Origin of the sequence: uncultured Mailhella sp., assembly GCF_944324615.1 — a bacterium.
In the GTDB taxonomy this organism is placed as follows: Bacteria; Desulfobacterota; Desulfovibrionia; order Desulfovibrionales; family Desulfovibrionaceae; genus Mailhella.
Genome location: NZ_CALUWY010000090.1, coordinates 1 through 8,462, shown reverse-complemented (window position 1 = coordinate 8,462; position 8,462 = coordinate 1). Strand labels below are relative to the sequence as shown.

At 59.4% G+C, this 8,462-nt stretch carries 9 protein-coding genes and 1 pseudogene; 3 read left to right on the top strand and 7 right to left on the bottom strand.

Translation table 11 applies throughout. The features are described 5' to 3' along the window. The 7 genes and pseudogenes from rplB to gap form a co-directional block, all read right to left on the bottom strand. Window positions 1-347 (bottom strand): annotated as a pseudogene (rplB, locus tag Q0K07_RS12360) (50S ribosomal protein L2); the annotation flags it as partial. Between the two features lie 3 nt (window positions 348-350). Continuing rightward, entirely contained in the window at window positions 351-638 is a 288-nt protein-coding gene (rplW, locus tag Q0K07_RS12355) for a 50S ribosomal protein L23 (protein ID WP_077071456.1), read from the bottom strand. Window positions 639-662: 24 nt separating this feature from the next. Beyond that, window positions 663-1,292 carry a 50S ribosomal protein L4 gene (gene rplD / locus Q0K07_RS12350; protein WP_294559620.1) on the bottom strand — a complete coding sequence of 210 codons (630 nt, stop codon included), beginning with the start codon at window positions 1,290-1,292 and terminating at the stop codon, window positions 663-665. Between the two features lie 23 nt (window positions 1,293-1,315). Further along, window positions 1,316-1,945: a 50S ribosomal protein L3 gene (gene rplC / locus Q0K07_RS12345; RefSeq protein ID WP_294559618.1), complete on the bottom strand. Its 630-nt coding sequence runs from the start codon at window positions 1,943-1,945 to the stop codon at window positions 1,316-1,318. A gap of 11 nt (window positions 1,946-1,956) precedes the next feature. Continuing rightward, window positions 1,957-2,274, bottom strand: coding sequence for a 30S ribosomal protein S10 (rpsJ, locus tag Q0K07_RS12340; RefSeq protein WP_077071459.1), 318 nt, complete (start codon window positions 2,272-2,274; stop codon window positions 1,957-1,959). 748 nt (window positions 2,275-3,022) lie between these two features. Next, on the bottom strand, window positions 3,023-4,810 hold the full coding sequence (locus tag Q0K07_RS12335; protein ID WP_294559616.1) for a TrkA family potassium uptake protein: 1,788 nt from the start codon (window positions 4,808-4,810) through the stop codon (window positions 3,023-3,025). A 128-nt stretch (window positions 4,811-4,938) separates the two neighbouring features. After that, the gene (gap, locus tag Q0K07_RS12330; RefSeq protein WP_294559614.1) at window positions 4,939-5,985 is read right to left on the bottom strand and encodes a type I glyceraldehyde-3-phosphate dehydrogenase; all 1,047 of its coding nucleotides are present in this window, start codon (window positions 5,983-5,985) and stop codon (window positions 4,939-4,941) included. 427 nt (window positions 5,986-6,412) lie between these two features. Between gap and Q0K07_RS12325 the strand changes: the two genes are divergently transcribed. The 3 genes from Q0K07_RS12325 to Q0K07_RS12315 form a co-directional block, all read left to right on the top strand. Beyond that, complete coding sequence (locus Q0K07_RS12325; RefSeq protein WP_294559612.1) at window positions 6,413-6,967, top strand: N-acetyltransferase; 555 nt, start codon at window positions 6,413-6,415, stop codon at window positions 6,965-6,967. 22 nt (window positions 6,968-6,989) lie between these two features. After that, the gene (gene argF, locus Q0K07_RS12320; protein ID WP_294559610.1) at window positions 6,990-8,009 is read left to right on the top strand and encodes an ornithine carbamoyltransferase; all 1,020 of its coding nucleotides are present in this window, start codon (window positions 6,990-6,992) and stop codon (window positions 8,007-8,009) included. 358 nt (window positions 8,010-8,367) lie between these two features. Continuing rightward, window positions 8,368-8,462, top strand: a 95-nt coding sequence (locus Q0K07_RS12315; RefSeq protein ID WP_294559623.1) for a bL28 family ribosomal protein, incomplete at its 3' end; no start/stop codon positions are given.

Here is an 8,462-nt window from a genome sequence, read left to right as displayed (position 1 = left end):
ATCACGTCGCCCTGCTGAATGCCCACGGGGGCGAGGATGTAGCGCTTTTCACCGTCGGCATAGCTCAGAAGAGCGATGCGGGCGGTACGGTTGGGATCGTATTCGATTTCGGCAACGCGGGCGGAGATGCCCATCTTGTCGCGCTTGAAGTCGATGATACGATACAGGCGCTTATGACCGCCGCCACGGCGACGGCTGGTAACGCGACCGTTGTTGTTGCGGCCGCTCTTCTTGGTAAGACCTTCGGTGAGGGACTTTTCCGGCGTGGATCTGGTGATCTCAGCGAAGTCGGACACAGTCTGGAAACGACGTCCAGCCGAGGTCGGTTTCATCTTCAGAACAGCCATTGACTAGACTCCCTCGAAGAAATCGATTTTGTTGTCAGCGGCGAGGGTGACATAGGCCTTGCGATAGCCCGGGATGCGACCCTTCACGCGGCCCTGGCGCACACGACGGCGCGGCTTGACCGTAATGACATTGACATTCGTGACCTTGACCTTGAAGGCTTCTTCCACTGCCTTACCGATCTCGATCCTGTTGGCCTTGGGGTCGACGAAGAAGGCATACACGCCTTCTTCACGAAGGGCAGTAGCCTTTTCGGTCACCACGGGCCGAAGAAGAATTTTCGTGTAATCCATGTCCATTCCTTTCAAGGCGAGCGACTACTTCAGTCTCTCTTCCAGGTGGGGCAGAGCACCTTCCAGAACCACGAGCTGCTTGCAATTGAGCACATCGTACACATTGACAGCATCGGGGGTGACAAGGGTGATGCCAGGGAGGTTGCGGGCGGCGAGAGCCAGCGTGGGATTCACGCCGTTTTCTTCGGGAGCGGTCACCACGAGGGCCTTGGTGAGACCAAGGTTCTTGGCAACGCCGGCGAAGAGCTTCGTCTTGGCTTCGGCGATTTCAATGCCCTTCACCACCATGAGGCCGTCGGCCACGCGGGAGGAAAGAGCCATGCGCAGAGCCAGAGCGCGCACCTTCTTGTTGACCTTGAAGCTGTAGTCACGCGGCTGAGGTCCGAAAATGATCGCGCCGCCACGCATGATGGGGGAGCGATTGGAACCCTGACGCGCATTACCAGTGCCCTTCTGCTTGAAGGGCTTCTTGCCGCCGCCGGACACGAAGGCGCGGGTCTTGGCGGCGTGAGTACCGGCACGCTGGGCGGCGCGATAGGCACGAACCACAAGGTTCAGAATCTCCGGCCTCACTTCGACTTCGAACACTTCGGGAGCGAGGGTGACTTCCCCGGCTTCCTGCTTGTTCTGATCGTAAACTTTCATAACAGCCATTGCTTCATCTCCTGTGTTGCGCACTACTGCTTGCGCACCAGCACCAGACCGTTCTTCGGTCCGGGCACGGCACCCTTGATAAGGATGACGTTATCCTCGGGGCGGACTTCCACGATCTTCAGGCCCTGCTGCGTGACGCGCTCGGCGCCCCACTGACCAGCCATCTTCTTGCCCTTGAACACATGGCCGGGGAAGGTGTTGTTACCGATGGAACCACCGGAACGATGCACCTTTTCGTCGCCATGGCCATCGTCCATGCCATGGAAGTTCCAACGGCGCATAACGCCCTGATAACCTTTACCAATGCTGGTACCCGTCACCTTCACGGTGTCGCCGGCGGCGAACACTTCGGCGGTGAGGACCTGGCCGACTTCAACGGCGGCCGGTTCGGCGAGACGGATCTCGCGAACTTCGCGGCAGGGAGCCACGCCGGCCTTGGCAAAGTGACCGCGCATAGCCTTGGTCACCTTCTTTTCAGCCACTTCTTCAAAGGCGATCTGAAGAGCGTTGTAGCCGTCGTTTTCCACCGTCTTTACCTGGGTCACGGGGCAGGGACCTGCCTTGACCACGGTAACGGCAACAGCGCTGCCGTCGTCGGCGAAAATACGGGTCATGCCCAGCTTTCGTCCAATAATACCCATTTTCTCAGACATGACGCCCCTCTCTAGAGCTTAATTTCCACATCCACGCCGGCGGGCAAGGAAAGCTTGCCCAGAGCGTCCACGGTCTGCTGCGTGGGGTCGAGGATGTCCATAAGGCGCTTGTGGACCCTCATCTCGAACTGTTCACGGGACTTCTTGTCCACATGGACCGAGCGCTGAATCGTGTACTTGTGAATGTTGGTGGGCAGAGGAATAGGCCCAGCCACACCGGCGCCGGTATTGCGCGCCGTGTCCACGATTTCCGCCACAGCCTTGTCCAGGATGCGGTAATCGTAAGCCTTAAGCTTGATACGGATACGATCACTGCCAACTGTCGTCATTGCGAATCTCCATTTTCTGGCAAACCCGCTCCGGCTGATCCCTGTCGGAGTATTTCAGCCGGAGAATCCACCGCCGAAAGGGCGGCTGACCGGTCAAAACGCCGGTCATTTCATGAGGCCTCTTCCCGTCGCTCACCTTGCGGGGGAAAACGCCCTTCGTTCCTACACCTCAAAGGCAGGATACGACCAAAGACGCCTTTGAATCTTCAAAGTCGTTCGGCTCATGTGGATATGTATGCGGGGAATAAAGAGAAGAACGGAACCAATGGCGACCGCTTCGAGCCCTGCAAAAAGTCCATAAAAGCCGATCCTGGTCGCCAACCTGGCCTGTACCGGAAAAATTTCCGTCAAACAGGTGGTCCCGCAGGAGCCAACACATACCCGGCAACTGGATTGCCCAATATACCGGAAACCCTTGCGATCCGCGCGAGCGGACCGCCGTGGTCTGACATCTTAGGCATGTGTGACGCCTGCAAATGTCAAAACCCTGATCGAATGCTCAGAGTACAGCAGGACAGATTCCATCTGTCCTTCCCTGCCGTCCAGGGAAATGCCCATGGAATGGGCGAGGTCTATTTGTAGCTTCACACACCCCGGGAGTCAAGTTTTTTTTGTTTTTTTTCCTTTTTTTCCGGCCGGGGTGAAAAAAACAGTTTTTTCAGCGATTCCGGCGCACGCCGCAGGGGGAAGGCGCCCTGCCCTGCCCTCTGAAAAAGCGTTTCCGGCAAAAAAAATGCGGCGCGGCCCCCTAGTGGGAGAACCAGCCTTCCCCCGGTTCATGCAGTCTCTCCCCCGTGGGGGAAAACTCGGGCTTTTTGTCGCTCAGGCCGCGATCCGGCCAGTAGGCCTCGTAATACGCGGTTTCGGAAGCGGCGTCGCCTATGAGGAAAAGCTCGTCCGCCGCCTGAAATTCCCGCTGCGGATCGGGGTTGACCAGCATCTCGCCCGAGGCCGTCTTCACCGCCACCACGTTGCAGCGCAGATTTCTGCGCAGGCCGCTGTTCACGAGCGTCTTTCCGGCAAGGCCCGTTCCGGCGACGGCCCGGAAGATGTTCAGCCCTTCGTTGAGCATGAACACCCTGCCCGGCTCCAGCAGATTGATGATCTGATTGGCCACCAGGGACGCCAGGGAAAGCACGAGGTCGGCCCCTGCCATGTGCAGGACATGCACGTTGCGGTCGAGATTGGTGCGGGTGATGATCTGCACGTCGGGACGGAGCTTGCGGCAGTAGATGGTGAGGTAGATGTTGATGTCGTCGTCGTGGGTGGTGATGATGATGGAAGGAGAGGTGCCGATGCCCGCCTTCTCCAGGGTGACGGGGTCGGACGCGTCGCCCACCTGCACGCGCACGCCGGGAATGCGCGGCGCGACGTTGGCCTTGTCCACCACCACGACATCCTGCCCGCGCTCCTTGAGGGCCAGCGCCGCGGCGGTGCCCACACGGCCGCCGCCGAGCACCAGCACGGGGCCGGTATGTTCCGGAGCCGTCTCTTCCCGGGCCAGGGAGCGGGAAAAATTCTCCATCTGCCTGCGCGAACCCGCCATGACGAGCACCTTGTGCTCCTCCAGCACCGTATCGGGGCCGGGATGCTCGAACACGCCGTGATTCCAGAGCCCCACCACGTTGACGCCCGTTCTGCCGCGCAGATTGCTCTCCCGGAGGGTCTGCCCGCCGAGGGAGGTCTGCTTCACCGGAGCTTCGGCAATGACCAGGGGGCCGAAGGTGGCCAGAGGACTCACCGTAAGGCGGCCGCTGATGACCCTTCGCGTGAGCGACTGGCCGAGCACCTTGCGGAACTGGAACACTCTCGAACAGCCCGCGAGCTTGAGAATCTCGATGGATTCATCCTTCTCCGCGCGGGAAACCATGGGCACGTTCTTGCCCAGTTCCCTCAGGGTGAAGGCCACGTTGATGTTGCGCACATCGGCATCGAGCGCCACCACGATGCGGGCGTTCTGGGCATGAAGGCCGCGGTACACCTGCACGTCGTCGTAATCGCCCACCACGGCATGCAGCCCGAGATCCATGAGGTCGAGGGCCTGCTGCGTATTGGCGCATAAAAGCACGCTGTGGAAGCCGTAACGGGAAAGCACCTGCGCAAGGTTGCGCGTGACCGGGCTTATGCCCACAATGATGATGTGATTGCGTACCGAGGCGGGCAGGCTGTGCTGCACTTCCTTTTTCTTCTGCGCCTCCAGCCAGGGCGTGTAGACGAACTGGATGAACGAGGAAGGCAGGACGATGAGCAGCCCCACGATGCCGGTAAGCAGCACCACGATGGAAAAGAACCTGCCCAGATCGGAATTGAAGGTGATGTCGCCGAAGCCCAGCGTGGACATGACCGTGAGCGTCCAGTACAGGCCCGTGATCCAGGAGTACTCGCGTCCCTCATATTCCATGATGTAATGGAAAAAGACGCTGAACACGGCCACGCACACGGCAAGAATGACGATGACGCGAAAGAAGTAACCGAAGTTACGACGCGCCCCCTTCCCCTGGCTCAACAGAGAAAACTGACTGGGAAAAAACTTCATGGCGGCGGAATGTCTCGGGGGTTCTTCTAAGCAGGAATCTGCAAAAGGCCGCCGCCCCGTTACCGGAGCGGCGGCCCGTCTGTCTGTCAGGAAGCGTCCTCAGGGACGCCGGATCCGTCGTTCAAGGCTTAGAAGCCCTTGGACTGCATGTAGTGGATGAGGTCGGTGACGCGGACGGAGTAGGCCCATTCGTTGTCGTACCAGCTCACCACCTTGGCGAGGTTGCCGTCCTGCACGGTGCAGTATTCGGATTCCACGATGGAGGAACGGGAGTCGCCCTTGAAGTCCATGGAGACGAGGGGCAGGTCGTTCACGCCGAGGATGCCCTTCAGGTAGGTATCGGAAGCGGCGCGGAAGGCGTTCACCAGGGTTTCGGCGTCGGTGGACTTTTCAAGCACGGCGGTGAAGTCCACGATGGACACGGTGGGGGTGGGCACGCGCAGAGCGTAACCGGCGAAGCGGCCCTTCAGGGAAGGAATGACTTCGGCCACGGCCTTGGCGGCGCCGGTGCTGGTGGGAATGATGTTCAGAGCGGCAGCGCGGGCGCGACGCAGGTCCTTATGGGGCAGGTCGAGGATGCGCTGGTCGTTGGTGTAGGAGTGCACGGTGACCATGCTGCCGAGCTTGATGCCGAATTCCTGGTGCATGACCTTGGCCACGGGGGCGAGGCAGTTGGTGGTGCAGGAGGCGTTGGACAGGATGTTGTGCTTGGCAGGATCATACATGTCCTGGTTCACGCCCATGACCACGGTGAGGTCAGGCTGCTTGGCGGGAGCGGAGATGATGACCTTCTTGGCGCCGCGTTCCAGATGCACGCCGGCCTGAGGAGCGCTGCGGAAGATACCGGTGGATTCCACCACCACGTCCACGTCGAGGTCCTTCCAGGGGAGCTTGTTGGGATCGCGTTCGGCGAGGCAGGCCACGTTCCAGTCGCCCACCTTGACCATGGTGCTGTCCACGCCGCCCACGGAAGTCTTTTCAGAGGCCACTTCACAGGTGAAGGCGGCAGGGCCGTAGGCGCTGTCGTGCTGGAGCAGATGGAAATTGGTGTTGGCGTCCATCAGGTCGTTGATGGCCACGATTTCGGCAGTTTCACCATACTTGCCATACATGGCGCGGAAGACCTGACGGCCGATACGGCCAAAGCCGTTGATAGCAACTCTTACCTTTTTCATGATTCCTTTCCTTTGCCCGAAAAACGGGCACTTCCGGTGGAACATGTCCTGCGCGACGCCTGCACGATGCGTACGGATCAGCCTTTCCGTCGGCGTCCCGGGCGCTTCTGCCACCGTGTTTAAAAATCACAAGAGCGAAAGACAGGGTATCAGAAAGTTTCAGAATAGGCAAATCTTTGATGCCCTCTTCCCTGTTTTTTTCCTCGGGCCGTGCCCCTTCCGGCGCACATGCGCCGAAGGCGCGGGAAAAGTGCGGTCTTTTCCATGGATTGGAAGAATGCCCCTTCCGAAGAGAATTTTTTGCCGCACGAAAAATACCCCGCGACTGCCGGGCCGCGCCCGCCCGGCACGGGGGAAAGCCTTGCCAAAGACGGGCAAAGGGGGCTATTGCTTCGGACTCATCCATATTTTCAGGGGGAGGGACCTCATGCATCCTTTCAACTCTGCGCCTCAGAAGGCGCTGCCCGGCGACCAGTCCACGCTGCCCGATCTCCGCACCGTGACGCTGCCGGCCCGCTTTACCAGCCGCAAGGCCAGGATACAGGACGTGAACGGCATGTCGAGCCTCATCAACGAGTTCGCCGCCGCGCGCATCATGCTGGCCAGAGGCCCGCTCTATCTGTATCAGAACATTCAGGATTACCGCGTCATCACCGCCATGGCGGGCGACAGGGAAGTCGTTCTCGCCTGCGGCGGCCTGCACGTTCTGTGGGAAGATCTTGCCGAAGTGCGTTCCGTGGCCGTTCATCCCGAACTTCAGCGCAGGGGCATAGGCCGCCTCATCGTGCAGGACCTCATTGCCGATGCACGCGCTCTGGGCGCGGCGCATGTCTTCACCTTCACTCTGGCCCCGGGCTTCTTCTCTTCCCTCGGCTTCTCCGCCGTGGATCGCGACACGCTCTCGCCCGTGGTCTGGACTGAATGCAGCAAGTGCCCGAAATTCTATAAATGCGACGAAGTCGGCATGATGCTGCACTTCTAAAAGCCGGATACAGGAGACTCTCATGCCCACTCTCAAGAATCGCGATTTTCTGAAAATAGCCGACTTTTCCCGCGAAGAACTGAGCTATCTGCTCCGCCTCGCCGCCCGCCTCAAGAAGCTCAACAAGGAAGGGAAGGAACCGCAGTTCCTCAAGGGCAAGAATGTGGCCCTGGTGTTTGAAAAGACCTCCACGCGCACCCGCTGCGCCTTCGAGACCTCCCTTTTCGATCAGGGCGCGCACCCCACCTACCTGAGCGACGGCTCGCAGATCGGCAAGAAGGAATCCATGGCCGACACGGCCCGCGTGCTCTCCCGCATGTACGACGGCATTGAATACCGCGGCTACGGACAGAACATCGTGGAGAAGCTTGCGGAATTCTCTTCCGTTCCGGTGTGGAACGGTCTGACCAACGAAGCGCACCCCACGCAGATTCTGGCCGATTTTCTCACCATGCAGGAACACTGCCAAAAGCCCCTTCACGACATCACCTTCGCCTACCTCGGCGACGCCCGCTACAACATGGGCAATTCCCTCATGATGGGTGCGGCGAAAATGGGCATGAAGTTCCGCTCCGTGGCCCCCGAAGCGCTCCAGACCAGCGACGAGATCTACAATCTCTGCCTTGACGAGGCAAAGAAGTCCGGCGCTGAGATCATCCGCACGAGCGACGTGGCCGAAGGCGTGAAGGGCTGCGACTTCGTCTATACCGACGTGTGGGTGTCCATGGGCGAACCCGACGAAGTGTGGAAGGAACGCATCGAGCTGCTGCTGCCCTATCAGGTGAACGCCCGCGTCATGGAACTGACCGGCAACCCCGACTGCAAGTTCATGCACTGCCTGCCCGCCTTCCACAACCGGGAAACGGCCGTGGGCGAATCCATCTATCAGAAGTTCGGCCTCGATGCGCTGGAAGTGACGGAAGAAGTCTTTGAATCCGGAAACTCCATCGTGTTCGACGAGGCGGAAAACCGCAAGCACACCATCAAGGCCGTCATGGTCGCCACCCTTGCGGACATCCCGCCCATCTTCTTTGAAGACTGAGCGGCACGGACATGAATGCCAGAGGCGGGAAGGCTCCGGAACGGGGCTTTCCCGCCTTTTTTTTGCATCATACGGCAAAATCTTCCATCCGCCGTTTCTTCCCGGCCTTTTCCCGGAAAGGCCCGGAATTTCCGGCCTGGGAGGTTTTTCCGCTCCCCCGCAAGGCCCGGAAAAACGCCCTCCGGGCGCTCTGCGGAGCCATTTTTTCCCGAAAGAAGAGGCGCCGAAAACTTCAGCCCCGGCTTTTTCGCTTGCCTTTTTTAAAAATTCGGGCTATTGCTAGCAGTCCTTACGATACAAAAAGTATCTGTTCAAGCAGCATTCCGCCCCACTCGGGCTTTTTTATGGAGGATATACCATGGGTAAACAGTGTGAGATCTGCGGCAAGAAAGCTCAGGTGGGCAACCTTGTGAGCCATTCCAATATCAAGACCAAGCGTCGCTTCAATCCCAA

Coding starts and splice junctions, on each gene's coding strand:
- rplW (WP_077071456.1), bottom strand. CDS start 638: ATGGATTACACGAAAATTCTTCTTCGGCCCGTGGTGACCGAAAAGGCT.
- rplC (WP_294559618.1), bottom strand. CDS start 1,945: ATGTCTGAGAAAATGGGTATTATTGGACGAAAGCTGGGCATGACCCGT.
- argF (WP_294559610.1), top strand. CDS start 6,990: ATGCCCACTCTCAAGAATCGCGATTTTCTGAAAATAGCCGACTTTTCC.
- rpsJ (WP_077071459.1), bottom strand. CDS start 2,274: ATGACGACAGTTGGCAGTGATCGTATCCGTATCAAGCTTAAGGCTTAC.
- rplD (WP_294559620.1), bottom strand. CDS start 1,292: ATGGCTGTTATGAAAGTTTACGATCAGAACAAGCAGGAAGCCGGGGAA.
- Q0K07_RS12325 (WP_294559612.1), top strand. CDS start 6,413: ATGCATCCTTTCAACTCTGCGCCTCAGAAGGCGCTGCCCGGCGACCAG.
- gap (WP_294559614.1), bottom strand. CDS start 5,985: ATGAAAAAGGTAAGAGTTGCTATCAACGGCTTTGGCCGTATCGGCCGT.
- Q0K07_RS12335 (WP_294559616.1), bottom strand. CDS start 4,810: ATGAAGTTTTTTCCCAGTCAGTTTTCTCTGTTGAGCCAGGGGAAGGGG.